This is a genomic window from Paeniglutamicibacter sp. NPDC012692 (assembly GCF_042901625.1).
Lineage (GTDB): Bacteria > Actinomycetota > Actinomycetes > Actinomycetales > Micrococcaceae > Paeniglutamicibacter.
On the sequence record NZ_JBIBDE010000001.1, the window covers coordinates 884277 to 908668 of the forward strand.

Genomic DNA, 24392 nt, shown 5'->3' on the forward strand with positions numbered 1-24392 from the left:
TGGTGGAGGGGCCCTTGGAACAAGCTACCTCGAGTGAATCAATGATTCACAAGCGGAGGAAGGCTTAGGCTCCGGTGAGCTTCTCGCGCAGTGCGGCGAGGGCTTCGTCGGATGCCAGGGTGCCTGCCTCGGGAGCCGGAGCTTCCGAGGAGTAGGAGGTTGCAGCGGACTCGGCCGGTGCAGCTTCAGCAGCTGCATCGTCGGCGAGGTGCTGAGCAACCTGCTTCTTGTGGGCTTCCCAGCGAGTCTGGGCGTCAGCGTACTGCTGCTCCCAAGCTGCACGCTGGGTCTCGAAGCCTTCGAGCCATTCGTTGGACTCTGGGTCGAAGCCCTCTGGGTACTTGTAGTTGCCCTCTTCGTCGTACTCTGCAGCCATGCCGTAGAGAGCCGGATCGAATTCGGCACCTTCCGGATCGACGCCCTCGTTGGCCTGCTTGAGGGACAGCGAGATGCGGCGACGCTCGAGATCGATGTCGATGACCTTGACGAACAGTTCGTCTCCAACTGAGACAACCTGCTCTGCCAGCTCCACGTGGCGCACGGCCAGCTCGGAGATGTGTACGAGGCCTTCGATTCCGTCTTCGACGCGAACGAATGCACCGAACGGAACAAGCTTGGTGACCTTACCCGGTACAACCTGCCCAAGGGCGTGGGTGCGGGCGAAGGTCTGCCACGGATCTTCCTGGGTGGCCTTGAGCGAGAGCGAAACACGCTCGCGGTCCAGGTCGACCTCGAGAACCTCGACGGTGACTTCCTGGCCAACTTCGACAACCTCGGACGGGTGGTCGATGTGCTTCCAGGACAGCTCGGAAACGTGGACGAGGCCGTCTACGCCGCCAAGGTCCACGAATGCACCGAAGTTGACGATGGAGGAAACGACGCCCGGACGAACCTGGCCCTTTTCCAGCTTGTTGAGGAAGGTGGAGCGAACCTCGGACTGGGTCTGCTCGAGCCATGCACGACGGGAAAGAACAACGTTGTTGCGGTTCTTGTCCAGTTCGATGATCTTGGCTTCGATTTCCTGGCCGATGTACGGAGCCAGATCGCGCACACGGCGCATTTCGACGAGCGATGCCGGCAGGAAGCCGCGCAGGCCGATGTCGAGGATAAGGCCGCCCTTGACCACCTCGATGACGGTGCCGGTAACGACGCCGTCTTCTTCCTTGATCTTCTCGATGTCGCCCCAGGCACGCTCGTACTGAGCACGCTTCTTGGACAGGATCAAACGACCTTCCTTGTCCTCCTTGGTGAGGACGAGGGCCTCGACGTTGTCACCAACGGCGACTACGTCGCCCGGGTCAACATCGTGCTTGATGGAAAGTTCGCGGGAAGGAATGACACCTTCGGTCTTGTAACCGATGTCGAGCAGAACTTCGTCGCGGTCAACCTTGACGACGATGCCTTCGACGAGGTCGCCATCGTTGAAGTACTTGATGGTGGCGTCGACGGCAGCGAGGAAGTCTTCAGCAGAGCCAATGTCGTTGATTGCAACAACTGGAGCACTGGTCTTCTCGTTGGAGGTGATGGTCATGTAGTAGGGACTCCGATGTGGATAGTCTGTATGAATCGGTCGGCCGGAAGTCCCGGCATGTTCCGAATTTAAGCTTTGTGCGGGCACGGCAAGGCCGAAACGCGCCCTCCTAGTCTATTCCCCCGCACCCTGCCGGGTCAAAACGTCAATTCCCGTTCTTGTCAAGCCGGAGTGTCGGATTCCGCCGACGCCGAAAGGCGCACGACGAGGGAGGATACGGACGGATTACTGGAACGCGTCGGACAGCTTGAGCAGGCGCAGATCCCGGGATTCAAGGGATTTCAGCAGGCCGGGAAGCGCCCGTGCCACGCCGGCCCCGGTGCCCGAATTCGGGCGGTTGAAGTGCGCGATCCCGACATCGCGCTTGCCCAGCAGGGCCGTTTGCGCGGCGACGGTGGCCGCCGGGAAGGTGGCTCCGGCATCGAGGTTCACGGTGAAATTCATCGGAATGAGTCCAAGCTCACGTGTCATGCGGGTGCTGAGCTCGTCCATGTGGGCGGTTCCCGAGCGGAAGAACCTCGCCTCCACGCCGAAGGTCTCCGCCAGGTAGTGCTGGTTGCCCATGACCTCGTCGTAGGCCTGGGCGATGGATGCGGTGCCGGGAATCCCGTAGGCGGACTGTCCCCTGCTGGTCAGCGGCGCATGCGAGGTGCCGTGATTGGCGATCTCGAAGAGCGGATCGGCCACCAGCTCCAGCATCAGGGAATGGTTGGCCTTGGCCCAGCGGCGGTTGATGAAGAGGGTGGCCGGTGCCTGGTGTTTCCGCAGCGCCTTGATCAAGGTGGCGTCATAGCCCTCGCCGTGCGGGCCCCCGCACGCGTCGAAGGTCAGCGCCGCCCCGCGGGCCCGGGCCGGCAGGTCCATCTGGATGCCCTTGACCTCGAGCCCGAAGGCGCCGGCGGGCTCGCCCGAAAATTCGGCGACGGCCTGCTTCCGGGTCATCACGGTGAACTTGTCCGGGGTCTCGTCCGGCGTGGCGGTCGGGCTCGGTGTGGAACTCGGCGTGGCGGCGGCAGACGTCGAAGCAGCGGGTGCCGCCGTGGGCGCGGTGGGCGAATTCGGGTCGGCGACGCAGGCGCTGAGCACGCCGGCACCGAGACCGAGGACGGCGCCGAGGACGACGCGGCGCCCCACCGGGTTTGAAACGGGGATCTGCATGATGTCTAGAAGTCCGCCTGGCAATAGGGAACGGTGGCAGTGGCGAAGAGCGCATCCATGGTGGACAGCGCGCCGGCCGAGTGGGCCGTGAGCACCCCGGCCTCGTGAAGCCGCGTGGCGCTCGTGGCCCCGAGGTAGAGCGAGGCAAGGTCGCGCACGTCGAGGCTCGCGTCCACGGCGAGGTCCGCGGGGGCTTGGCGCACCACGGGCGCACCGGCGGTGACGGTCAGTTCCCAGGCGCCGTCGACGAGCTTCAGGTCGTCGCGCACCTGCAGCCGGATGCTGCCGTCGGAGGAGTAGCCGCGGGCGCCGAGGGCCGCGGGGATGTCCAGGATGCGCAGCCACAGGTGGTCGCCCAGCGCCGTGACCTTGTAGGAACGCGAATCGGCCAGCGCGGTGGGCAGCACGTCGTCGACGGGTCCGCGCCCGGTGACCTTGTCGATCAGGTCGTGGGCGCCCAGGTGCGCGACCAGCTCCCGGCGGGCCGCGCCGGTGACGGCGCACAGCTGCTGGATCTCCAGGGTGTGCGTATCGTTCTTCCACCCGTTGAACAGGTAGGTCACGAATCCGTCGGGGTTGCCCTGCGCGTCCAGGTGCAGGGCTGCACGCAGGTTCTTGACCGGCTTGAGCGACTCGTAGTCGTCCCACCGGCCCTCGGCGAAGCCGAGGTCGAAGTGGTTGTGTCCGACCGAGCCGAGCGTCCGGGCATGGGCGGCCTCGAAGATGGCCGCGTCGTGGCCCTTGAGGTCGGCCGGTGCGACCTCCACGACGCTGCCGGTGGTCGCGGCGCGCAGCTGCGCGCCGCGGTCGACCTTGAGTGAGAAGCGCACGCGTTCGGTGGCCCGGCCGAAGCCGAAGCGGCCGTAGATCGTCGCCTCGGAGGCGGTCAGCGCGGCAAGCGGCATGCCCGCCTCCCTGGCACGCGCGAGGTCCTCGGTCATCACGGTGCGCAGGATGCCGCGCCGGCGGTGCGTCGGGCTGACGGTCACCGAGGTGATCTGGTGCACCGGCACCGGCCGGGTCCCGCCCACGTTGATGGTCCCGGGGAACGCGGCGTAGGTGGCGACCGGCTGGTCGGCGTGGATCGACGGTGCGACAGCGGCATCGTCGTGCACCGCGGTGAACGTGACGCCGTCGGCGACGGCGATCTCCGCCAGGGTCTTCAGCGCTTCGGCCTCAGGCGGGCCGTCGTGGAACCCGCGGCTGGTGGCCAGGTTGAACGCGTCGGTGCGCCGGGTGGGCACGCCGTCGATGGTTTCGGGGGCGAAGCGCTCGATGCGGATGGCGCTGTTCCTGGTCACGGTTTCACTCATGGTCGACGGTTGCTCTCTTCTTCAGAATCCGTTGATGGCGTGGGGCAGGCCGGGCAGGTCCAGCAGCCGGCCGAGCCGGGCGGCCTCCCCCGGGTCGTCGATGCGCAGCTGGCCGGCGGCATGGAGCTCGGCAACGCCGGCGGCCGAAAGCAGGAGCGGACCGAGCGCCACGGCGTCGCAGGACAGGGTGGCCGGCGCGTCGTCGGCCAGGCGGGTGACCACGGCCCGGCCGTCGCCGACCTCGAACCCGTAGGTTCCGGAGGCCAGGCCCAGCGGGTCCTCGACGCGCAGGGAGAAGCTCCCGGTGCCCCGGTACTCGCGGGCGGCGAACGCCCGGGGCACGTCGAGCACGCGCACCCAGAGTCCGTGCTCGCGTTCGCTGTAGCCGATCCGGGAGGCATCCTCCAGCGCCCAGCCCAGCGGGTCGTTGGCGGCGGCGAACGGGTAGCTCACCCGCTCCACGAGGTCGTGCGCGGCCAGGAACCTGAACAGCTCGCGGCGGGCGACCTCGGTGGTGGCCACCAGGTCCCTGACATCCAGCGTGATCGGCTTGGGGTCCCAGCCGGCAAAGGCGTAGGTGACAAATCCCTGGACCTCCCCGGCGGCATCCAGGTACACGGCAGCCCGCAGCTTCGGATCCGGCTCGGGCCCGTCGTCGCCCCAGCGCGCGGTGGCGTGGCGCAGGTAGGACTCCTGGCGCCCCACCGAACCGCGCCGGGCCGCGTGGAAGCGCTCGAAGAGCGGCACCGCGATGTCGCCGAGCTTTTCGGGGGCCACCTGGGCCACGGACCCGACGGGCTCCGCGTGGAAGCGCACGTCGCCGCGCACGTCCAGCTGCAGCTCCTGGTGCTCGGTGACCCGGCCGAAGCCGAAGCGCCCGTAGATGGTCGCCTCGGTGGCGGTGAGCGCGGCCACCGGGAAGCCGGCGGCCTTGGCCCGGGCCAGGTCACCGGTCATGAGCTGACGCAGGATGCCGCGGCGGCGGTGCGTGGGCCGCACCGTGACCAGGGTGACCAGGTGCGCCGGAAGCAGCCCGGCGCCGGCGTTCAGCGTCTTGGCGAACGACGCGAACGTGGCCACCGGGACCAGCGGGTCCACGAGCCCGGCGGGCCGGGTGTCGTCGTACACGCCGGTGAGCACCCGCTCGTCGATCTCGTGGGCCTGCAGCATTTGCTCCAGCTGCTCCGCCGTGGCCGGCTTCTTGTAGAAGCCCTCCCAGGCGGTGTTGATCCAGGCGGCGAACTGCCCGCTGGCCGCGCCGTCCTCGCGGCGCGCCAGGGACACGTTCTCGATGCGCAGGTGCCCGGCGCTCATCAGTGGCCGGCGTCCTGCCAGGACTTGCCGATGCCCACGTGGACATCCAGCGGAACCTTCAGCTCCGCTGCGGCGCCCATCTTCTCGCGAACCATGGCCTCGACGGCCTCCAGCTCGCCGGGGGCGACCTCCAGCACCAATTCATCGTGGACCTGGAGCAGCATGCGGCTCTTGAGCCCCGCCTCCTCCAGCCCTTCCTGCACACCGAGCATGGCGCGCTTGATGATGTCGGCGGCGGAGCCCTGGATCGGGGCGTTCAGCGCGGCGCGCTCGGCGATGTCGCGCAGCTGGCGGTTGTCGCTGGCAAGCTCCGGCAGGTAGCGGCGGCGGCCGAAGATGGTCTCCGTGTAGCCGTCCTTGCGGGCCTGGTCCACGACGGCGCGCAGGTAGTCGCGCACCGCGCCGAAGCGGGAGAAGTAGTCCTTCATGAGGTTGCGGGCCTCGTCGACGGAGATCTTCAGCTGCTTGGACAGGCCGAACGAGCTCAGCCCGTACGCCAGGCCGTAGCTCATGGCCTTGACCTTGGAGCGCATCTCGGAGGTGACCTCCGCCGGTTCCACGTCGAAGACGTGCGAGCCGACGAAGCGGTGCAGGTCCTCGCCCTCCTGGTAGGCCTGGATCAGGCCCTCGTCGCCGGAGAGGTGCGCCATGATGCGCATTTCGATCTGCGAATAGTCCGCGGTCAGCAGGGTCTCGTAGCCCTCGCCGACGACGAAGACCTCGCGGATGCGGCGGCCCTCCTCGGAGCGGACCGGGATGTTCTGCAGGTTCGGGTTCAGCGAGGACAGGCGTCCGGTGGCGGCAACCGTCTGCGCGTAGGTGGTGTGGATGCGGCCGTCGGTGGCCACGGCCTTGCGCAGGCCCTCGACGGTCTGGCGCAGCTTGGTGGCGTCGCGGTAGGCCATCAGCGCGACCAGGAACGGGTGCCCGGTCTTGACCAGCAGGTCCTGCAGCGACTCGGCGTCGGTGGTGAAACCGGTCTTGATCTTCTTGGTCTTGGGCAGGTCCAATTCCTCGAACAGCACCACCTGCAGCTGCTTGGGGCTTGAGAGGTTGACCTCGTGGCCGATCGCCGCGAAGGCCTCCGCGGTGGCCAGGTCGATCGTCATGGTGAAGTCGGAGTACAGCTCGTCGAGCTTGGCGGTGTCGATGGCGATGCCGGCCATTTCCATCTGCGCCAGCACGTGAGAGAGCGGCATTTCCAGTTCCTTGAGCAGGGCGTCCCCGCCGCGCTCGACCAGCATGCCCGCAAGGTGCAGGGACAGCTCGCGCACCACGTGGGCCGCGCGCACCGCGGGGGTGGCCATGTCCGGGCCCTCGAGGTCCAGCGCAAGCTGGCCGTTCGCGGGTGCCTCGGTGGTGTCCAGCGACATCTTCAGGTGCACCTGCGCGATGTCCGGCAGGTCGTGGCTGCGGCGGTCCGGCTGGATCAGGTAGGCGGTGATCATGGTGTCGTCGGCGACGCCGTCGAGGTCCAGTCCGCGGTTCTTCAGCAGCTTGTAGGTGCCTTTGTAGTCGTGGACCGCCTTGGCGTAGCCCTTGGAAGACAGCACCTTGGCCAGGGCCTGCTCGGTGTCTGCGTCGGCCTCCTCGAGCGAGACGTAGGCGTTGGCGTCGACCGAGGCGAAGGCGAGCCCGACCACGTCGAGGCTTCCGGCCGCGGGAACGGTGGCCGCGTGCATGCCCAGCAGCTGGGCGCCGTGCTTGGCGAACCAGTCGCGGATTTCCCCGGCGGAGCCGAGCATCGAGTGGTCGGCGATCTCCACTTCCTCGCGGGCATCCTCCGGTTCGTCGCCGAAGAGGTCGAACAGGCGCTTGCGCAGCGTGTTGAACTGCAGCGCGTCGAAGAGTTCCTCGACGGCCTCACGGTTGGGGCGTTCCAGTTCCATGGCCTCGAGCTCCACCGGCAGCTCGAGGTCGCGCAGCAGGTGGTTCAGCTTGCGGTTGCGGGTGACGTTGTCGACGTGTTCGCGCAGCGAGTCGCCGACCTTGCCCTTGATGGAGTCGATGTTTTCGAGGATGCCCTCGAGGCCGCCGTAGAGGTTGATCCACTTGGCGGCGGTCTTCGGTCCCACGCCCGGCACGCCGGGCAGGTTGTCGGCGGTTTCGCCCACGAGGGCGGCCAGGTCCGAGTACTGCTCCGGGCGCACGAAGTACTTGGCCTCGACGGCGTCGCCGTCCATCGGCGGAATGTCGGAGATCCCCTTCTTGGGGTAGAGCACCAGAGTCTTTTCGGTGATCAGCTGGAAGGCGTCGCGGTCGCCGGAGACCACGAGCACGTCGAGCCCCGCCGCTTCGCCCTTGGCCGCGAGTGTCGCGATGATGTCGTCGGCCTCGTAGCCATCCATGGTGATGGTCGGGATGTTCATGGCTTCCATGACCTTTTGGATCAGGTCGATCTGCCCGTAGAACTCCTCGGGCGTCTTGTTGCGCCCGCCCTTGTACTCGGTGTATTCCAGCGAGCGGAACGTGGGGGTGTCAAGGTCGAAGGCCACTGCGACGTGGGTGGGCTTCTGCTGCCGGATCATGGTCAACAGCATCGACACGAAACCATGCACTGCGTTGGTGTGCTGTCCGGTGTCGATGGCGAAGTTCTCCGCCGGCAGGGCGTAGAAGGCACGGAAGGCCATCGAGTGCCCGTCAATCACAAGAAGTCGCTGGGGATCGGTTGCCACAAGTTTGGTTGATTCGCTCACACCTGCCAGCCTAGTTGGCATGAGCGATAATTTCACACACCACAACGCCTCCCCGACCGAGATATCTGGCACCTTTGCCGAGGCCACGGCGGAACACGCCAACCCCTTCGCCGGGCAGTTGGCCGCGCACGGGGTTCCCGAAGCGATGTGGCCGATGCTTGCCGCCCACGGAGTGGGCACCCTGGTGGAGAAGCTCGGCATCGTTTTCACCGACCTGTCCCTGGACCGCGTCAGCGGGACGATGCCGGTCGAGGGCAACCAGCAGGTGGCCGGGATCCTGCACGGCGGGGCGTCCGTGGCACTCGCCGAGACGCTCGGTTCATTCGCGGCAGCCATTCACGGCGGCGGCAGGAAGCGCCCGGTGGGCGTGGACATTTCCGCAACCCACCACCGCGCCGGGGTCACCGGGCTGGTCACCGGCGTCTGCACGCCGATCCACCTGGGCCGCACGCTGACCACCCATGAGATCGTGATCAGCGACGAGCAGGGGCGCCGCATTTGCACGTCGCGCATCACCAACATGCTGCTCGAAGACTAGCCGGACGTTGAACGGCAATCCGCAACGAATCCTCTGCATGGGCGTCACCGGCAGCGGGAAATCAACGCTTGCCGGCGAGCTCGGCCGCATCACGGGCCTTCCGGTCCACTATGTCGACGAGGAATTCGGCTGGCTTCCCGGCTGGGTGAACCGCAGCGTCGCCGAGCAAAAACGCCTCGCACTGGCGACAGCCGCCACCGAAAGGTGGATCTTCGATTCGGCCTACGGCACCTACCGGGCCGAATTGTCTTCGTGCGCCGAGCTCATCGTCTGCCTCGACTACCCTCGGATGGTTTCGCTGCGCCGGTTGCTTACTCGTTCCATCCGCCGCGTGCTGAGCCGGGAGCCGGTCTGTAACGGGAACTTCGAAACGTGGGGGCGCTTTCTGGGCCGGGAGTCGATCGTGCGTTGGCATTTCAAGAACTTTCCCGCCAAGCGCCGGCAAATGCGCGAGTTGGAGGAACGATTGGGTAAGGAACGAGTCATGCGCTTTTCCAGTCCCCGCCAAACAAAAAGGTGGCTTGCTTCGTTGGAAGCAAGCCACCTTTAGGGGCAGTTCTTAGTACTCGCGGTCCTGTCCCGGCGCCTTGACGAACGCGTATTGGGTCTCGCGGATCCCGCCGGCAAATTCCCGGCTGGACGCCAGACTCAGCTTGGCGGTGCCGCGCATCGCGAAGAGCGGTCGGCCGCCGCCGAGGATGACGGGCATCGTGTAGAGCAGCAGTTCATCGAGCAGGCCCGCGTCAGCGAATTGCCCTGCGACGGATCCGCCCCCGACAACCCAGACGTCCTTGCCGTTGGCGCTGCGGGCGATGTCGCCGGCCCATTCGTTCACGTCGCCGCGCACAAAGGTCAGGTCCGCACCCGGGAATGCGGCGAGTTCTCGATGCGTGAACACCCACACCGGCAGCCCGGCGTAGGGCCATTCGTCGCCGATTTCCCTCAGCATCCACGAATAGGTGTCGGCTCCCAGGACGATGGCGCCAATGTTCTCGAGGAACGCCTCATAGCCTTCGAGCTGGCCTTCAAAGCCGTCGAACTCCATGAGCCAATCGAGGCGCTCGTTCTCATCGGCAATGTAACCGTCGACAGAGGCTGCTACGTAGTACCTGAAGTGCGTCATGCAACCCATACTATCCACGAACAACCGCGTCTTGGCTAGTGAATGCCGAGGATGCTCGCGCTCAGCTGGGGAACGATGAGGATGATGCCGAAGAGCACCACTACGCCGCACAGGCCGAAGCAGACGTAGGCAGTGCCCTTGGCCAGACCGGTCGAGCGGTTTTCGTCTTCGGCCACGGCCAGCATGCGCACACCCAGCGAGTAGGCGCCAACGATGAACAGTGACGAAACCCAGGTGACAATGGCAACGATCAGGAATGCATCCCATTTGATGTTCATGGCTTGGTCTCCTGGTTTGCTTCGGCCTGGTCTGCCTTGGCTTTCTCTGCCTTGGCGCGCGCCATCTTGCGGCGTTCCTTCTTCGTGGGGATGTTGACTGCTGCACCCGAGACGTCGACGTCGCTGATCGCGTTGCCGTGGCCGACGATTTCGCGGCGTGAAAGGAACCAGATCAGCAGCAGCGAACCGAGGCCGAGAACGGTCACGGCGATCAGGCCGCCGGTTCCGAAGTGGGCAAGCGCAGCGGCTGCGGCACCCATGAGAGCCGCGGCCGGAAGGGTGAAGAGCCAGCCGATCGCGATCTTGCCCGCGGTTCCCCAGCGGACTTCGGCGCCCTTGCGTCCAAGTCCGGAACCGATGACGGAGCCGGAGGCGACCTGCGTGGTGGACAGGGCGAAGCCCAGGTGCGAGGAGGCAAGGATTGCTGCGGCCGTGGAGGTCTCGGCGGCGAAGCCCTGTGCGGGCTTGACGTCGGTGAGGCCCGAACCCATGGTGCGGATGATGCGCCAGCCGCCCATGTAGGTGCCCAACGCGATGGCCAGTGCACAGGATGCGATGACCCAGAAGTGCGGGCCGGTGCCGGCGGTCTGCAGACCCGAGGCGACGAGCGTCAGGGTGATGACGCCCATGGTCTTCTGCGCATCGTTGGTGCCGTGGGCAAGTGCCACGAGCGAGGAGGAGAAGATCTGGCCGTAGCGGAATCCGCCGCGCTTCGGGGAAGCGACGCCGGACTGGCGCTTGGTCACCGAATAGGCAAGCTTTGTCGCAAGGTAGGCCGAGGTTCCGGCGATCACCGGTGCCACGAGTGCGGGCAGCAGGACCTTGGACATCAGCACGCTGTAGTCGATGGCACCGAAACCTGCGCCAACGATTGCCGCGCCGATCAGGCCACCGAAGAGGGCGTGGGAAGAGCTGGAGGGAAGCCCGAGCAACCAAGTGAGCATGTTCCAGATGACGGCGCCCATCAGGCCCGCGAAGATCATCGCCGGCATGATTTGCACGCCGGTCTCTCCGCCTTCCTTGATGATGCCACCCGAAATGGTCTTGGCGACCTCGGTCGAAAGGAATGCGCCGACGAGGTTCAATACGGCGGCGAGTGCCACTGCGGTTTTGGGCTTGATGGCTCCGGTGGCGATGGGAGTTGCCATCGCGTTCGCGGTGTCGTGGAAGCCATTGGTGAAGTCAAAGAACAAGGCAAGTGCTATGACTAGGACGACGATAAGCGTCAGATCCATGTAGAAACCAATCTTGGGTTACGGGCGAGGGCCGAGGCGCAAACGGTCACCTTGAATCTCCGCATTGTTAACCCAATGTTTCGGTTCCGGTCACCTAAGTCGCCAATTCATCATATGGCCTGTAGAAAACTAGTCAATTCGCGGAAAATCCCGCCCAACCCCACTTTGGCGCGTGATTAGGCGGCGCAAGGGCGGGCCGCATATTTTGCGTGAGCTACTTCACGGCTCACGCGGCTCAACCAGCCTGGCCATCAACTCGATGAGCAAACGTTCCGACGCTCCCTGAGGAAGGGCCTCGACGAGTGCCATCGTCGGCGCCATTCGTTCGGGCAACCCGGCCGTGCCATCGGAGAATCCGATCCGGGTCAGCAGGAACAGGGCAACCTCCGAATCCAACTCAGGCAGGCGGCCGTCGGCACCCAGTGCAGCGAGCGCTTCCTGCGCGTCGTCACCGCCCACTCCCCTCACTTCGTCGGGCCCCGAGCGTTGTGGAACCCAGCCCCGCAAGACCTGCCTCGGCGGCAGGGGTGATGGTCAGGTGCGCGGCATGCAACTGCCGTCGGCCTGCCGGAAGCCGGGCTGGAGTTGTGCATGCCATCCACGTGCCCGAAGGCTGTCGTCCCAACGGTGTGGATCAACGCGACGGTCCGCCGGGACTTTGCCGTCCTGCGCCCCGGCAAAACGAGGGCCGGCGGGTTTCCGACCACTCGCGCCCCTCGATCTCACCAACCTGCCCGAGCAACGCATCGGTGGAGCGAGCGCAGAACTCGGCGAGCGCCGCAAACACCGTCCGGCCCAGGGCGCGGACGATTCCCCAGGCGGCCACCAGCGGCCCACCGAATTCGAACCGAGCAGTGTCCATGGAAATTCTCGAACGTTGCCAACAAGCGCCGCGGAGTTTTTCCCGCCGGCCCGATGCGCGATTCGCACCATGGGCCGTAAGCTCGTTCAATGGCACGATTTTTTGATGTTCACCCCGAAAACCCGCAGGCACGCTCGATTGCGCAGGCCGTTGACCTGCTCCGCAACGGAGGATTGCTGGCCTACCCCACCGATTCCTGCTACGCACTCGGTGCACAGATAGGCAACAAGGAAGCGATGGACCGCATCCGTGCGATCCGGAAGCTGGACGACAAGCACCATTTCACGCTGGTCTGCAAGGACTTTGCGCAGCTGGGACAGTACGTTGAAGTCAACAACATGGTCTTCCGCAACATCAAGGCAGTCACCCCCGGCAGCTACACCTTCATCCTGCCCGCGACGAAGGAAGTCCCGCGCCGCCTGATGAATGCGAAGAAGAAGACGATCGGCGTGCGCATTCCGGACAACCCGGTGGTGCAGGCGCTGCTCGAGGAATTGGGCGAGCCCATCCTCTCGAGCACGCTGCTCCTGCCGGGCGAAGAAGAACCGATGACCCAGGGCTGGGAAATCAAGGAAGCACTGGACCACGTGGTGGACGGCGTCATCGATTCGGGCGAATGCGGCATCGAACCGACCACCGTCATCGACTACTCGAGCGGCGAGGCCGTCATCGCCCGCGTCGGACTGGGCGACCCCTCCCGCTTCGAATAGAACAAATGTTCTAGTTGGCCGCGTCCTGCGCATCGGTGAGGTTGCAGACCAATTGCCACAGGTGCCCGTCGGGGTCCGTGAACGTTCCCACGTATTGCAGGCGCCCGCTGGCATGGGGGATCTCGTGGGGCTCAAAGGTCCTGCCGCCGGCGGCCTTGACCACGGAGAGGATCTCGTCAACCTCCCCGGTGCTGGCGATGGCGCAGCTAAGCAAGGCATCACTTGCCGGCACGGGCAGGAGCGGTGACCGCTTGGCCTCGCGGGAGTACTTGGTGAAATCCGCGACTTCCGCGAGGAACAGCATGATCCCGGGCAGTTCAATGCCGACAATACCCATGTCCAACCGGACGCTGTCCGCACCCAGGACCTCGCGGTAGAAGTCGTGGGAGCGGGTTGCGTCGCTCACCGCCAGGCTGAGCACCACGCCCTGTGTTTTCATCCGGGTTTCCCTCCCTACGTCATTCGCCTTCTTGCGGGGCCCGGCGGTGCCGGATCCCCCAACCAATATCCCAGCTATCCCCCGGCTCAAGCCAGTGCAGGCCCATCCCGTTGTTGAATGCATCCGCCGGCGCCGTCATGGGTTCCATGGCAACGGCGTTCACGTTGCCGCCGTCCGACGGGAAATCGCCGGTGGTGTAGACCTGGATATAGCCGAACTCCGCATCCATGTCCATCTCGACCCGGCTGCCGTCCGGCGCCTCCAGGTAGTGGACCGATCCGCCATCGGTGCTGCGACGGAAATCCGTCCACACGTCGTCCAGCGCCGTCGAGCCCAGGATTTGCCCCGCCCGGAAGTCCCGCGGCGTGCCGCTTACGGCGGTGATCTCGCCCGTGGGAATCAGCTTCCCATCGACTTCCAGGTGCGAATCCGCGTTGATGACAAGCTTGAGGTCCTCCGTGGGCACCTCCCCCAAACGGAGATACGGATGGGTGCCGACCGCCACGGGAGCCTTGCTCCGGCCCGTGTTCGTCAGCCGATGCGTCACACGAAGGCCGTCCTGGTGCATCTCATAACGAACCGAGGTGGACAGCTCGAAGGGGTAACCCTCCTGCGCCCGGAGATCGGCGGCCAGCGTCAGGCTCGTAGCGGTCCGTTCGACCAGTCGGTAGTCTGCGTCTGCCAACAAGCCATGGAGGGCGTGGCCGCGTTCGGGTTCGGTGATCGGAAGCTGTTGCGTGGTCCCCTCATGCGTCCAACGGCCGCCAGCCACGCGGTTCGGCCAAGGCACCAGGTTCCAGCCGGCACTGAACGGCGCAGCGGAGTCCGCCGGATAGTCCTGCACCAGTGAAATGCCGTCAACGCTGAGCACCCGAAGCGTACCTCCGGTTTCCGTGACCACCACACGCTGGCTTCGGCCGCCGATTTCGGCCTCGAGTTCAAAGCATTCGCCCATCGGGGCAACATGGTTCGGCAAAGCGAGCCTTTCTGGAGTTCCGGGGGAATCTGGCGGCAGCCTCAATGAGGCCCAAGGTGCGACTCTGGGGCCGCGCAAACCAAGATTTCGGTTCCCGCGACCCCAGGGTCGTTGACTACGTGTGTTGTTACTTGACCTGGTCGATCACGGTCTCGGCAACCTCGCGCATGGACAGGCGACGGTCCATGGAGGTCTTCTGGATCCAGCGGAAGGCCTCTGGCTCGGTCAAGCCCATCTTCTCGGTCAGCAGGCTCTTGGCGCGCTCGACGAGCTTGCGGGTGGCAAACTGCTCGGTGAGGTCGCCCACCTCTTTTTCAAGGGCCTTGATCTCCTCGTGGCGGGAAATCGCGATCTCGATAGCCGGGACCAGGTCGGCCGGGGTGAACGGCTTGACCACGTAGGCCATGGCGCCGGCTTCGCGGGCACGCTCAACAAGCTCCTTCTGGCTGAAGGCCGTGAGCAGGACCACGGGGGCAATGCGTTCCTTGACGATGGTTTCGGCGGCCGTGATGCCGTCCATGACCGGCATCTTCACGTCCATGAGAACCAGGTCTGGCTTGAACTCGCGGGCGAGTTCAATGGCCTTTTCGCCGTTGTCCGCCTCGCCAACCACGTCGTAGCCTTCGCCGCGCAGGATTTCGACAATGTCGAGGCGGATCAGGGTTTCATCTTCGGCGACAACGACGCGGCGTGGTGCGCCATTGTTGGGCTCAGCCTCGATACGGGTGACTTCGGGCAGATCGCTCATGGTGCTCCTTCATTCCCGGGGTGACCGGGTGAATCTTCAGTACTCGGTTTCGTGGTTAAGCCTATCTGCATGTACAGTGGTTAACCGCAAGGACGCGAGGATTTCTCAAGATAGAGATTATCCCTTATGCTAATTCTTGATTCCAATGATGTGCCCGCCCGAGTGGCGGAATGGTAGACGCGCTGCACTCAAAATGCAGTATCGAAAGGTGTGTGGGTTCGAGTCCCACCTCGGGCACAGATAGGCTCCGATCCCTTATTACGTAAGGGATCGGAGCCTTTTTCATTTTAACTATTGTCATTCTTTATCCGCATCTCAGGCACAAATTGAGCTGATAGGGCCAAGGCTTGTCCGGCCCGTGGAGCCGTTACATGTCGGGTGAGTGACTCAACGACCCGTCCAGCCGCGCGTCAGCTTCCAGGGCGGGCCGGCAGAAGGCTCCGACAGGTGTTGCCGACCACTGGTCGCTCACTGAATTTGCCACCGTCCGGGCGTGCATGGGGAGCCTCGGAGACGCAGTTCTTCCTCCCCGGGGGTGTTCTCCGATGGCGTACCCGTGGCGGGACTATGGCGGGCGCCGCTTCCGTTGTATTGGCATATGGCACGGCCGGCACGTGGGCAGGCCGCGCCGCCAATGTCAGGCCACGATCGCCCAACGAGGTGTGCGGTGAAAGAGTCCTTCGATTTTTCCGAGGCTGGGCTTGGGTCCGAAGACGCGATGGACGCGTACTCCCGGACCGTTGTCAGCGTCGCCGAAGCGGTTGGGCCGCACGTGGCCGCCGTCGATATGGTGGGTCCCGACCGCAACGGGCGGGTGCGCCTTGGCGCGGGTTCCGCCGTCGTCTTCACCGAAGACGGCTACATGCTGACCAATGCCCACGTGGTTGCCGGCGCCAGCGCCGGACGGGCAACGTTTGCCGATGGCACGGGAACGGAAATCGAGATCAGGGGCGCGGATGCCCTGTCCGACCTCGCCGTTGTCCGCGGAGTCTCCCACATGCAGGCCCCGGCGCGACTCGGCGACGCCGAGGGGCTGCGGGTGGGCCAGCTGGTCATCGCCGTGGGAAACCCTCTGGGGCTGGCCGGATCGGTGACTGCCGGGGTGGTCAGCGGGCTGGGTAGATCCATCCCGACCGTCCTTGGCCGGACCCGGCGGGTCATCGAGGACGTCATCCAAACCGATGCCGCGCTGAACCCCGGCAATTCGGGCGGGGCGCTGGCCGATGCCCACGGGCGCGTGGTTGGCATCAACACGGCAGTGGCGGGAGCGGGCCTGGGCCTGGCGGTTCCGATCAACGCCACCACCCGCCGGATCATCTCCGCGCTGATAGCTGACGGGCGTGTCCGGCGCGCCTATCTGGGCCTGATCAGCTCGCCGATTGCGCTGAACGCGACGCTGGCATCGCGCATAGGCCAGCGGGAGGGACTGCGCGTTGCGGATGTCATCGCCGGGTCGCCGGCGGAGAAGTCCGGGTTGAAGCCCGGCGACCTGGTGCTCACCGTCGGGCAGCGCCCGGTCTCCAGCGCCGAGAGCGTGCAAAAGCAGTTGTTCGCCGAGGCCATCGGCGTGCCGTTGCCCGTGACGGTATTCCGAAACGGTGCGATGGTGGATGTCATTGCCGTGCCGGTTGAGATGACGGACTAACGCACCTCATGCACGGACAACCCGTGGCACAATGCAAGAGCCGGATCCGCAAGCCCACTCCCCCGAGGGGGGATGTCTTGCCGATCCGGCTCTTGGTTTAGACAGGGCTACCTAGATTTCGCGGGTACCTTCACCCGACACGGTTTCGGTGTCCCAGGGGCCGACCTCTTCGCGGGCCGGCATCGGCTTGCCGTCAACCAGCTGGCCTGCGTCCGCGAGGTCGCCGACCTTGTGGATGCGCAGCGAGTTGGTCGAACCGGCCTGGCCTGGAGGGGAACCGGCGGCGATGCAGACGATGTCGTTGATCTCGGCCAGTCCTTCCTGCAGCAGTGCGCGGTCGACCTGTGCGGTCATCTTGTCGGTGTGGTCCGCGTACTCGACCACGCGCGGCTGGATGCCCCACATCAGGGTCATGATGTTGTAGGTCTGCGGCAGCGGCGTGAACGCCAACACCGGCTTCTTCGGGCGCAGGCGCGACAGGCGTCGGGCCGAGTCGCCGGACTGGGTGAACGCCACGATGTACTTGGCATCCAACTGGTCGGCGATTTCCACCGCGGCACGCGTGATGGCGCCGCCACGGGTCTTGGGCTTGGAGCCCAGACGCGGGATGCGGTCAAGGCCGTGCTCCTCCGTGGAGGAGATGATCCGGGCCATGGTTTCGACGGTCTCGATCGGGTATTCGCCCACCGAGGTTTCGCCGGAAAGCATGACAGCGTCGGCGCCGTCGAGCACGGCGTTGGCGCAGTCCGAGGCCTCGGCGCGGGTCGGGGTCGGCGATTCGATCATCGACTCCAGCACCTGGGTTGCCACGATGACCGGCTTGGCCCAGCGGCGTGCCAATTCGATGGCGCGCTTCTGGACCAGCGGAACTTCTTCGAGCGGAAGCTCGACGCCGAGGTCGCCACGGGCGACCATGATGGCGTCGAACGCGTGGATGATTTCCTCCAGCGCGTCCACCGCCTGCGGCTTCTCGATCTTGGCGATGACCGGAAGGCGACGGCCTTCCTCGTCCATGATCTCGTGCACACGCTCGATGTCGGTGGCGTTACGCACGAAGGAGAGCGCGACCATGTCCACGCCGGCACGGATGGCCCAGCGCAGGTCTTCCTCGTCCTTTTCGCTCAACGCGGGGACGTTGACCGCAACACCGGGAAGGTTGATGCCCTTGTTGTTGGACACCTCGCCGCCCACGACCACCTCGGTGACGACCTTTTCATCGTCGACCTCGGTGGCGCGGAGGGAAACCTTGCCGTCGTTGATGAGCAGGATGTCGCCCACGTTGACGTCCTGCGGCAGGCCCTTGAACGTGGTGGAGCAGAAGGTTTCATCCCCCAGCACATCGGCGATGACGATGGTGAAGGTGGCTCCCACCTTCAGGAGGTGCTTGGCGTCGTCGATGAAACGACCCAGCCGGATCTTGGGACCCTGCAGGTCGGCAAAGATGCCGACCGGTCGGCCCAGTTCCAGTGCCGCTGCACGGACGTTTCCGAGGTTCTCGGCGTGCATCGAGTGGTCGCCGTGGCTCATGTTCAAGCGGGCGACGTCGACACCCGCCTTGAGCACTGCCAACGTCTTTTCGTAGGTACCGATCGCTGGGCCCCAGGTGGCCACAATTTTTGCGCGTCTCATACGGTCAGCCTAACTGCCTTTCCATTTCTCAGGTCGGAAAATCACCGCATTAGTGGTGCATCCGTCTCACATCATGCTGATGGCCTGGTCCGTCGGTGCAACGGGGGCCGGAAGGCGGGTTTCGCCCATCAGGAATTTGTCCACCGCCGCGGCACAGGATCGTCCCTCGGCGATGGCCCACACAATCAGGGATTGTCCGCGTCCGGCATCGCCAGCCACAAACACCCCCGGGGTGTTGGTCATGTAGTAACCATCGCGGGCGACGTTGCCCCGGTCATCAAACTCGGTGTTGGCCTGTTCCTTGAGACCGGCTTCTTCGGGTCCGGTGAACCCGAGAGCCAGGAAGACCAGATCCGCGGGAATAACCCGCTCGGTGCCTGGTTTCGGAAGGCGCTGACCGTCAATAAATTCGGTCTCTGCTACCGTAACACCCATCACGCTTCCGCGCTCGCCCGTGAAGTTGACGGTGGCGGCCAGGTACGTCCGCTCGCCGCCCTCTTCGTGGGCGGATTGGACCTCGAACAGCCTCGGGACCATCGGCCACGGCTGGTTTGCCGGACGCTCCAGCGGGGGCTGGGCGCCGATGGCCAGGGTCGTGACGCTTGCCGCTCCCTGGCGCAAGGCGGTGCCCAGGCAGTCGGCGCCGGTGTCTCCGCCGCCGAGGATCACCACGTGCTTTCCGGCGGCATCGATGCGCAATTCATCGCGCTCCCGGGCCACAACCTGATTGGAATCCACCAGGTAGTCCATCGCGAAATGAACCCCGTCGAGCTCGCGCCCGGGGATCGGCATGTCACGCGGAACGGTGGCCCCTGTGGCGAGGATCACCGCGTCATACCGGCGATGCAGGGCATCCCAGGTGATGTCGGTGCCCACCGAAACGCCGGTGCGGAAGCGGGTTCCCTCGGCCTCCATCTGGGCCAGCCGGCGCTCGAGGACGTCCTTTTCCATCTTGAAGTCCGGGATGCCGTAGCGCAGCAGGCCGCCGATCTTTTCGTCCCGCTCGTACACGGCCACGGTGTGTCCGGCGCGGGTCAGCTGCTGGGCAGCCGCGAGCCCCGCGGGGCCGGAACCGACGACGGCGATGCGCTTGTCGGTGTGCCGCATGGCAAGCACCGGCTCGAGGTTGCCGGAGGCCAGCAAGGTCTCCGCGATCTCCGCCTCAATTTGTTTGATTGTTACGGCCGGCTGGTTGATTCCCAGCACACAGGAGGTCTCGCACGGGGCCGGGCAGAGCTTCCCGGTGAACTCCGGGAAGTTGTTGGTCGCGTGCAGGCGCTCCGAGGCCTCGGCCATCCGGCCTTGGTGGACCAGTGCATTCCACTCGGGAATCAGGTTGCCCAGCGGGCAGCCGCTGTGGCAGAACGCGATGCCGCAGTCCATGCAGCGGCCGGCCTGGGCCTTGAGCGTGCCTTCGTCCTGCCGTTGGGTGACCTCGCGGTAGTCCATCAGGCGGATGGGCACCGGGCGCTTGGGCTGGGTTACTCGTTCACGGACTTCCAAGAATCCACGTGGATTAGCCACGGGTCACCTCCAGAATCCGGTTCCAGGTGGTTGCTGAATCCGGGTCGAAACCTTCATGGGCGGCAGCATTGCGTGCCTGGGATACCGCGGCGAAGTCCCGCGGGAGGACCTTGGTGAAGCGTGCGGCGGCGACGGGCCAATCGGCCAGCAGGCTTGCCGCAAGCGCCGAGCCGGTGTGCAGCTGGTGCTGTGCGAGCAGGTCCTTGATCAGCTCGCAGTCCGCCTCGCCCGGCCCCTCAAGGATCAGGTCGTCGTTGGCGACGGCCAGCGGGTTCAGCTTGCGGGTGTCAAGGTCCAGCACGTAGGCCACGCCGCCGGACATGCCGGCCGCGAAGTTGCGCCCGGTCGATCCGAGGATCAGGGCCGTGCCGCCGGTCATGTACTCGCAGCCGTGGTCGCCGATTCCCTCGACCACCGCGGTGGCGCCGGAGTTGCGCACGGCGAAGCGTTCGCCGACCATGCCGCTGATGAAGAGCTCGCCGCTGGTTGCGCCGTAGCCGATGACGTTTCCGGCGATGACCTGGGTTGCCGGGTCGAACCCGCTGCCCGCGTCGGGCCGCAGGATGACGCGCCCGCCGGAGAGGCCCTTGCCGACGTAGTCGTTGGAGTCGCCGATGAGCCGCAGCACGATGCCCGCCGGGAGGAAGGCGCCGAGCGACTGGCCCGCGTGTCCGCGCAGCGTGACGTCGATGGTTCCGGGTGCCAGTTCCTCCACACCGAAGGTGCGGGTGACGTGGTGCCCGAGCATGGTGCCCACGGCTCGGTCGGTGTTGCGCACCTCAAGGTCGATGGACACGTTTTCGCGGTGCGCAAGCGCCGGAGCGGCGGCCGTGATCAGCAGGTTGTCGAAGTGCTCGTTCAGGTGGTGGTCCTGGAGCGTGGTCCGCCGGCGCGGGGCGCCGGGCTTGGAGCCAACGGTCTCGAAGATCCTCTCCAGCTGCAGGCCCTCGGTCTTCCAGTGGCCCACCGCGGCGCGGGTGTCGAGCCGCTCGGCCTGGCCGATGGCCTCCTCGAGGCTCCGGTAGCCGAGCTGCGCGAGCAGTTCGCGCACCTCCTGCGCCAGGAACTCGAAGAAGTTCACCACGTGGTCGGCCTGTCCGGTGAAGCGCTTGCGCAACTCCGGGTTCTGGGTCGCGACACCGACCGGGCAGGTGTCCAGGTGGCAGACGCGCATCATGATGCAGCCGGTGACCACCAGCGGTGCGGTGGCGAAGCCGAATTCCTCGGCGCCCAGCAGCGCTGCGATCACGACGTCGCGGCCGGTCTTCAGCTGGCCGTCGACCTGCACCGTGACGCGTTCGCGCAGCCCGTTGAGCATCAGCGTCTGCTGGGTCTCGGCCAGGCCGAGTTCCCAGGGCACGCCGGCGTGCTTGAGCGAGTTCAGCGGCGAGGCGCCGGTGCCGCCGTCGTGGCCGGAGACCAGGACCACGTCGGCCTTGGCCTTGGTGACGCCCGCGGCAACGGTGCCGATGCCGACCTCGGAGACCAGCTTCACGTGGATGCGTGCGGCGGGGTTCGAGCACTTTGCATCGTAGATCAGCTGGGCCAAGTCCTCGATCGAGTAGATATCGTGGTGCGGCGGAGGGGAAATGAGCCCGACGCCCGGGGTGGAGTGGCGGGTGCGTGCGATCCACGGGTAGACCTTCTGCGCGGCCAGCTGGCCGCCCTCGCCGGGCTTGGCTCCCTGCGCCATCTTGATCTGCAGGTCGTCCGCGTTGGTGAGGTACAGGCTGGTGACGCCGAAGCGGCCGGAAGCGATCTGCTTGACCGCGGAACGGCGCGCCGGGTCCAGCAGGCGCTCGACGTCCTCGCCGCCTTCGCCGGTGTTGGACTTGCCGCCCAGCCGGTTCATCGCGATCGCCAGGGTTTCGTGCGCTTCGGCGGAGATCGAGCCGTAGCTCATGGCGCCGGTGGCGAACCGCTTGACGATCTCGCTGACCGGCTCCACCTCGTCGATGTCGATGGCCGCGGACGGATCGATCTTGAAGTCCAGCAGCCCGCGCAGCGTCATCAGGCCCTTGGACTGGTCGTCCACGCCCTTGGTGTACGCCTTGAAGATGTCGTAGCGGCGTTCCCGGGTGGCGTGCTGCAGGCGGAACACCGTTTCCGGGTTGAACAGGTGCGGCGGGCCCTCGCGGCGCCACTGGTACTCGCCGCCCGTTTCCAGGGTGCGGTGCGGCTCCGGTGCCAGGTCGGCCGGGTAGGCGTAGGCATGGCGCATCGCGGTTTCGGTGGCGAGCACGTCCAGGCCGACGCCGTCGAGCTGCGACTGGGTGCCGGTGAAGAACTGGTCGACGACGCGCTGGGACAGACCCAGGGCCTCGAAGGTCTGCGCACCGCAGTAGGAGGCGACGGTGGAGATGCCCATCTTGGACATGATCTTCAGGACGCCCTTACCCAGGGCCTTGATCAGGTTGGCCTGTGCCTTGGCGGGCGTGACGGTGCCGAGCTCGCCGTTGCGGGCCATTTCCTCGACGCTTTCCAGCGCAAGGTACGGGTTGATGGCGGAGGCGCCGTAGCCGATGAGCACCGCCACGTGGTGGACCTCGCGCACGTCGCCGGCCTCGATGATCAAGGAGGTCTTGGTGCGGTTGGCGCTCTTGAGCAGGTGGTGGTGCACCGCGGAGGTGAGCAGCAGCGACGGGATCGGCGCCCACTGGGCGTTGGAGTCGCGGTCCGAGAGCACGATGAACTTGATGCCCCGGTTGATCGCGGCGGAGACCTTTTCACAGATTTCCTGGATGCGGGCGCGCAGCTCGGATTCCCCGCCCTCGGGGCGGTAGAGCCCGCGGACCTTCAGCGAGACCTTGAGGCCCTCGTCGTCGCGGATGTTGGCGATCTTGGCGAGGTCATCGTTGGTGATGACCGGGTAGGCCAGGGACACCTGCTGGGCGCTGACCTTGCCCAGCGACAGCAGGTTGCCGGCGGGGCCGATGCTGGTGCCCATGGAGGTGACGAGTTCCTCGCGGATGGAGTCCAGCGGCGGGTTGGTCACCTGGGCGAAGGACTGCGTGAAGTAGTCGAAGAGCAGGCGCGAGCGCGCGGAGAGCACCGCGACCGGGGTGTCGGAGCCCATGGCTCCGAGCGGTTCGGTGCCGGTGGAAGCCATCGGGGCCAGCAGGATGCGCAGTTCCTCGGTGGTGTAGCCGAAGGTCCGCTGGCGCAACTGCACCGAGGCCGAGTTGTGGCTGACGTGCTCGAGGTCCGGCAGGTCGGAGAGGCGGATCTTGTTTTCCGCAACCCATTCCCCCCAGGGCTTGGATGCGGCGATCTGCGCCTTGATCTCATCGTCCTCGATGATGCGTCCTTCGACGGTGTCGACGAGGAACATCTTGCCCGGGGCAACGCGTCCCTTGGCGACGATCCGTTCCGGGGCCAGGTCGATGACGCCGACCTCGCTGGCCAACACCACCAGCCCGTCGTCGGTCACCCAGAAGCGTGCGGGGCGCAGGCCGTTGCGGTCAAGAACCGCGCCCACCTGCTTGCCGTCGGTGAAGGACACCGCGGCGGGGCCGTCCCACGGCTCCATGAGCATGGAGTGGTACTCGTAGAAGGCGCGGCGGTCCTCATCCATGGTGGCGTGGTTTTCCCAGGCCTCGGGGATCATCATCATGATTGCCTGGGCGATGGGGCGCCCGGACAGCGTGAGCAGCTCTGCCACTTCGTCGAAGGAGGCAGAGTCGGAGGCACCCGGGCTGCAGATCGGGAAGAGCTCTTCGGGGACCTCGCCCAGCAGCGCGGAGGCGAGCTGGGACTGGCGGGCGCGCATCCAGTTGCGGTTGCCCTTGACCGTGTTGATTTCGCCGTTGTGGGCGATGGTGCGGAAGGGCTGTGCCAGCGGCCAGGACGGGAAGGTGTTGGTGGAGAAGCGCGAGTGCACGATGCCGAAGGTGCTCGCGAAGCGCTCGTCGGTCAGGTCCGGGTAGAAGGCCGAAAGCTGCGCAGTGGAGAGCATGCCCTTGTAGACGATGCTGGCGCTGGAGAGCGAGGGGAAGTAGACGCCGAACTTGGTCTGGGCGCGCTTGCGCACACGGAAGACCCGCGCATCGAGTTCCGTGACGTTTTCGCCGGGAATGCCGAGGAAGATCTGGGCGAAGTGCGGCATGCAGCCGCGGGCCGTGGGGCCGATGTGCTCGGCGTTGACGGGCAGTTCACGCCAGCCAAGCACGGTGAGGCCCTCGTCGATTGCCAGTTCCTCAAGTGCGCTGATTGCCTGTGTCCGCTGCGTTGGATCCTGGGGCAAGAAGGCGGTACCGGCGGCGTAGTGTCCGGGGGCCGGGAGGGTGAATCCGGCGACGGCGCGGAAGAAGGCGTCGGGGATCTGGGTGAGGATGCCGGCGCCGTCACCGGTGCCGTCGTCGGCGCCTACGGCGCCGCGGTGTTCGAGCCTGCGCAGGGCCTCGAGTGCCTGGTTCACGATGGCGTGACTAGGTACTTTTTTGAGGGTGGCGATGACTGCCAGCCCGCACGCGTCTTTTTCGTTTTCGGGGTTGTAGAGGCCTTGCGCTTCGGGGGCGTCTGCGAACCGTGTGAAGGGCGAAGATACTTCCCCGCCACAATCCGGTGAAGCGTTCAGCTGGACTCCGGTCATGCTCATGAGCATACCTTTCTCGGTGTTTTTCTGGGATACAAGGACGCCGTTGTCCGAGAGGTTTCTGGGTCGCCAATGATCG

Annotated in this window: 20 protein-coding genes and 1 tRNA gene; 5 read left to right on the forward strand and 16 right to left on the reverse strand. The window is 65.8% G+C overall.

Features of this window, described 5'->3' with window-relative positions; translation table 11 throughout:
• Positions 1–64: 64 nt before the first annotated feature.
• From rpsA to polA, 5 genes are all read right to left on the reverse strand, one after another.
• Positions 65–1531: a 30S ribosomal protein S1 gene (rpsA, locus tag ACFY5D_RS04070; RefSeq protein ID WP_387525380.1), complete on the reverse strand. Its 1467-nt coding sequence runs from the start codon at positions 1529–1531 to the stop codon at positions 65–67.
• A gap of 225 nt (positions 1532–1756) precedes the next feature.
• The gene (locus ACFY5D_RS04075; protein WP_387525383.1) at positions 1757–2689 is read right to left on the reverse strand and encodes a polysaccharide deacetylase family protein; all 933 of its coding nucleotides are present in this window, start codon (positions 2687–2689) and stop codon (positions 1757–1759) included.
• Positions 2690–2694: 5 nt separating this feature from the next.
• A complete protein-coding gene (locus tag ACFY5D_RS04080) occupies positions 2695–4002 on the reverse strand; it encodes a GNAT family N-acetyltransferase (protein ID WP_387525386.1) in 1308 nt (435 codons plus the stop codon).
• A 21-nt stretch (positions 4003–4023) separates the two neighbouring features.
• Positions 4024–5316 (reverse strand): GNAT family N-acetyltransferase, encoded by a 1293-nt coding sequence (locus tag ACFY5D_RS04085; RefSeq protein WP_387525389.1) that lies wholly within the window; start codon positions 5314–5316, stop codon positions 4024–4026.
• A complete protein-coding gene (polA, locus tag ACFY5D_RS04090) occupies positions 5316–7946 on the reverse strand; it encodes a DNA polymerase I (RefSeq protein ID WP_387527558.1) in 2631 nt (876 codons plus the stop codon). The genes ACFY5D_RS04085 and polA overlap by 1 nt, the downstream gene beginning before the upstream one ends.
• An 85-nt stretch (positions 7947–8031) precedes the next feature.
• Between polA and ACFY5D_RS04095 the strand changes: the two genes are divergently transcribed.
• Together ACFY5D_RS04095 and ACFY5D_RS04100 are read left to right on the forward strand one after the other, a co-directional pair.
• Positions 8032–8550 (forward strand): hotdog fold thioesterase, encoded by a 519-nt coding sequence (locus tag ACFY5D_RS04095; RefSeq protein WP_387525392.1) that lies wholly within the window; start codon positions 8032–8034, stop codon positions 8548–8550.
• Between the two features lie 37 nt (positions 8551–8587).
• Positions 8588–9100: an adenylate kinase gene (locus ACFY5D_RS04100; protein WP_387525395.1), complete on the forward strand. Its 513-nt coding sequence runs from the start codon at positions 8588–8590 to the stop codon at positions 9098–9100.
• Positions 9101–9109: 9 nt separating this feature from the next.
• On the opposite strand, the gene ACFY5D_RS04105 is transcribed toward ACFY5D_RS04100, so the two are convergent.
• The 5 genes from ACFY5D_RS04105 to ACFY5D_RS04125 form a co-directional block, all read right to left on the reverse strand.
• Positions 9110–9673 (reverse strand): dihydrofolate reductase family protein, encoded by a 564-nt coding sequence (locus ACFY5D_RS04105; RefSeq protein WP_387525398.1) that lies wholly within the window; start codon positions 9671–9673, stop codon positions 9110–9112.
• 35 nt (positions 9674–9708) lie between these two features.
• Positions 9709–9951, reverse strand: a complete 243-nt coding sequence (locus ACFY5D_RS04110; protein WP_387525401.1) for a hypothetical protein — start codon at positions 9949–9951, stop codon at positions 9709–9711.
• Positions 9948–11186, reverse strand: a complete 1239-nt coding sequence (locus ACFY5D_RS04115) for an anion permease (RefSeq protein WP_387525404.1) — start codon at positions 11184–11186, stop codon at positions 9948–9950. The genes ACFY5D_RS04110 and ACFY5D_RS04115 overlap by 4 nt, the downstream gene beginning before the upstream one ends.
• 219 nt (positions 11187–11405) lie before the next feature.
• A complete protein-coding gene (locus ACFY5D_RS04120; protein ID WP_387525406.1) occupies positions 11406–11645 on the reverse strand; it encodes a hypothetical protein in 240 nt (79 codons plus the stop codon).
• A 175-nt stretch (positions 11646–11820) separates the two neighbouring features.
• Positions 11821–12048, reverse strand: a complete 228-nt coding sequence (locus tag ACFY5D_RS04125; protein WP_387525409.1) for a hypothetical protein — start codon at positions 12046–12048, stop codon at positions 11821–11823.
• Between the two features lie 89 nt (positions 12049–12137).
• Between ACFY5D_RS04125 and ACFY5D_RS04130 the strand changes: the two genes are divergently transcribed.
• Positions 12138–12758, forward strand: coding sequence for an L-threonylcarbamoyladenylate synthase (locus ACFY5D_RS04130; RefSeq protein ID WP_387525412.1), 621 nt, complete (start codon positions 12138–12140; stop codon positions 12756–12758).
• Positions 12759–12768: 10 nt separating this feature from the next.
• Here the strand turns inward: ACFY5D_RS04130 and ACFY5D_RS04135 are convergent, their stop codons facing one another.
• The 3 genes from ACFY5D_RS04135 to ACFY5D_RS04145 all read right to left on the reverse strand — a co-directional run bounded on the left by ACFY5D_RS04135 (position 12769) and on the right by ACFY5D_RS04145 (position 14921).
• Positions 12769–13197 (reverse strand): VOC family protein, encoded by a 429-nt coding sequence (locus ACFY5D_RS04135; RefSeq protein ID WP_387525415.1) that lies wholly within the window; start codon positions 13195–13197, stop codon positions 12769–12771.
• 19 nt (positions 13198–13216) lie between these two features.
• Positions 13217–14098 (reverse strand): aldose 1-epimerase family protein, encoded by an 882-nt coding sequence (locus ACFY5D_RS04140; RefSeq protein WP_387525418.1) that lies wholly within the window; start codon positions 14096–14098, stop codon positions 13217–13219.
• 202 nt (positions 14099–14300) lie between these two features.
• Positions 14301–14921, reverse strand: coding sequence for an ANTAR domain-containing response regulator (locus ACFY5D_RS04145; protein ID WP_387525420.1), 621 nt, complete (start codon positions 14919–14921; stop codon positions 14301–14303).
• 156 nt (positions 14922–15077) lie between these two features.
• On the opposite strand from ACFY5D_RS04145, the gene ACFY5D_RS04150 reads away from it, so the two are divergent.
• Together ACFY5D_RS04150 and ACFY5D_RS04155 are read left to right on the forward strand one after the other, a co-directional pair.
• Positions 15078–15158 (forward strand) — tRNA-Leu (locus ACFY5D_RS04150).
• 481 nt (positions 15159–15639) lie between these two features.
• On the forward strand, positions 15640–16566 hold the full coding sequence (locus tag ACFY5D_RS04155; protein ID WP_387527560.1) for a S1C family serine protease: 927 nt from the start codon (positions 15640–15642) through the stop codon (positions 16564–16566).
• A 111-nt stretch (positions 16567–16677) separates the two neighbouring features.
• Here the strand turns inward: ACFY5D_RS04155 and pyk are convergent, their stop codons facing one another.
• The 3 genes from pyk to gltB all read right to left on the reverse strand — a co-directional run bounded on the left by pyk (position 16678) and on the right by gltB (position 24316).
• Positions 16678–18195 (reverse strand): pyruvate kinase, encoded by a 1518-nt coding sequence (gene pyk / locus ACFY5D_RS04160; protein ID WP_387525422.1) that lies wholly within the window; start codon positions 18193–18195, stop codon positions 16678–16680.
• Positions 18196–18261: 66 nt separating this feature from the next.
• Complete coding sequence (locus ACFY5D_RS04165; RefSeq protein ID WP_387525424.1) at positions 18262–19719, reverse strand: glutamate synthase subunit beta; 1458 nt, start codon at positions 19717–19719, stop codon at positions 18262–18264.
• Positions 19712–24316, reverse strand: coding sequence for a glutamate synthase large subunit (gene gltB, locus ACFY5D_RS04170; protein ID WP_387525427.1), 4605 nt, complete (start codon positions 24314–24316; stop codon positions 19712–19714). Before gltB ends, ACFY5D_RS04165 begins: the two co-directional genes overlap by 8 nt.
• Positions 24317–24392 lie beyond the last annotated feature (76 nt).

Bases quoted from the DNA above. Each gene is read 5' to 3' on its own strand.
- ACFY5D_RS04135 (WP_387525415.1), bottom strand. From the start codon at position 13,197: ATGAAAACACAGGGCGTGGTGCTCAGCCTGGCGGTGAGCGACGCAACC.
- ACFY5D_RS04100 (WP_387525395.1), top strand. From the start codon at position 8,588: ATGGGCGTCACCGGCAGCGGGAAATCAACGCTTGCCGGCGAGCTCGGC.
- ACFY5D_RS04095 (WP_387525392.1), top strand. From the start codon at position 8,032: ATGAGCGATAATTTCACACACCACAACGCCTCCCCGACCGAGATATCT.
- ACFY5D_RS04115 (WP_387525404.1), bottom strand. From the start codon at position 11,186: ATGGATCTGACGCTTATCGTCGTCCTAGTCATAGCACTTGCCTTGTTC.
- gltB (WP_387525427.1), bottom strand. From the start codon at position 24,316: ATGAGCATGACCGGAGTCCAGCTGAACGCTTCACCGGATTGTGGCGGG.
- ACFY5D_RS04155 (WP_387527560.1), top strand. From the start codon at position 15,640: ATGGACGCGTACTCCCGGACCGTTGTCAGCGTCGCCGAAGCGGTTGGG.
- ACFY5D_RS04080 (WP_387525386.1), bottom strand. From the start codon at position 4,002: ATGAGTGAAACCGTGACCAGGAACAGCGCCATCCGCATCGAGCGCTTC.
- rpsA (WP_387525380.1), bottom strand. From the start codon at position 1,531: ATGACCATCACCTCCAACGAGAAGACCAGTGCTCCAGTTGTTGCAATC.
- ACFY5D_RS04075 (WP_387525383.1), bottom strand. From the start codon at position 2,689: ATGCAGATCCCCGTTTCAAACCCGGTGGGGCGCCGCGTCGTCCTCGGC.
- ACFY5D_RS04085 (WP_387525389.1), bottom strand. From the start codon at position 5,316: ATGAGCGCCGGGCACCTGCGCATCGAGAACGTGTCCCTGGCGCGCCGC.
- ACFY5D_RS04105 (WP_387525398.1), bottom strand. From the start codon at position 9,673: ATGACGCACTTCAGGTACTACGTAGCAGCCTCTGTCGACGGTTACATT.
- ACFY5D_RS04130 (WP_387525412.1), top strand. From the start codon at position 12,138: ATGGCACGATTTTTTGATGTTCACCCCGAAAACCCGCAGGCACGCTCG.
- ACFY5D_RS04110 (WP_387525401.1), bottom strand. From the start codon at position 9,951: ATGAACATCAAATGGGATGCATTCCTGATCGTTGCCATTGTCACCTGG.
- ACFY5D_RS04145 (WP_387525420.1), bottom strand. From the start codon at position 14,921: ATGAGCGATCTGCCCGAAGTCACCCGTATCGAGGCTGAGCCCAACAAT.
- ACFY5D_RS04125 (WP_387525409.1), bottom strand. From the start codon at position 12,048: ATGGACACTGCTCGGTTCGAATTCGGTGGGCCGCTGGTGGCCGCCTGG.
- pyk (WP_387525422.1), bottom strand. From the start codon at position 18,195: ATGAGACGCGCAAAAATTGTGGCCACCTGGGGCCCAGCGATCGGTACC.
- polA (WP_387527558.1), bottom strand. From the start codon at position 7,946: ATGGCCTTCCGTGCCTTCTACGCCCTGCCGGCGGAGAACTTCGCCATC.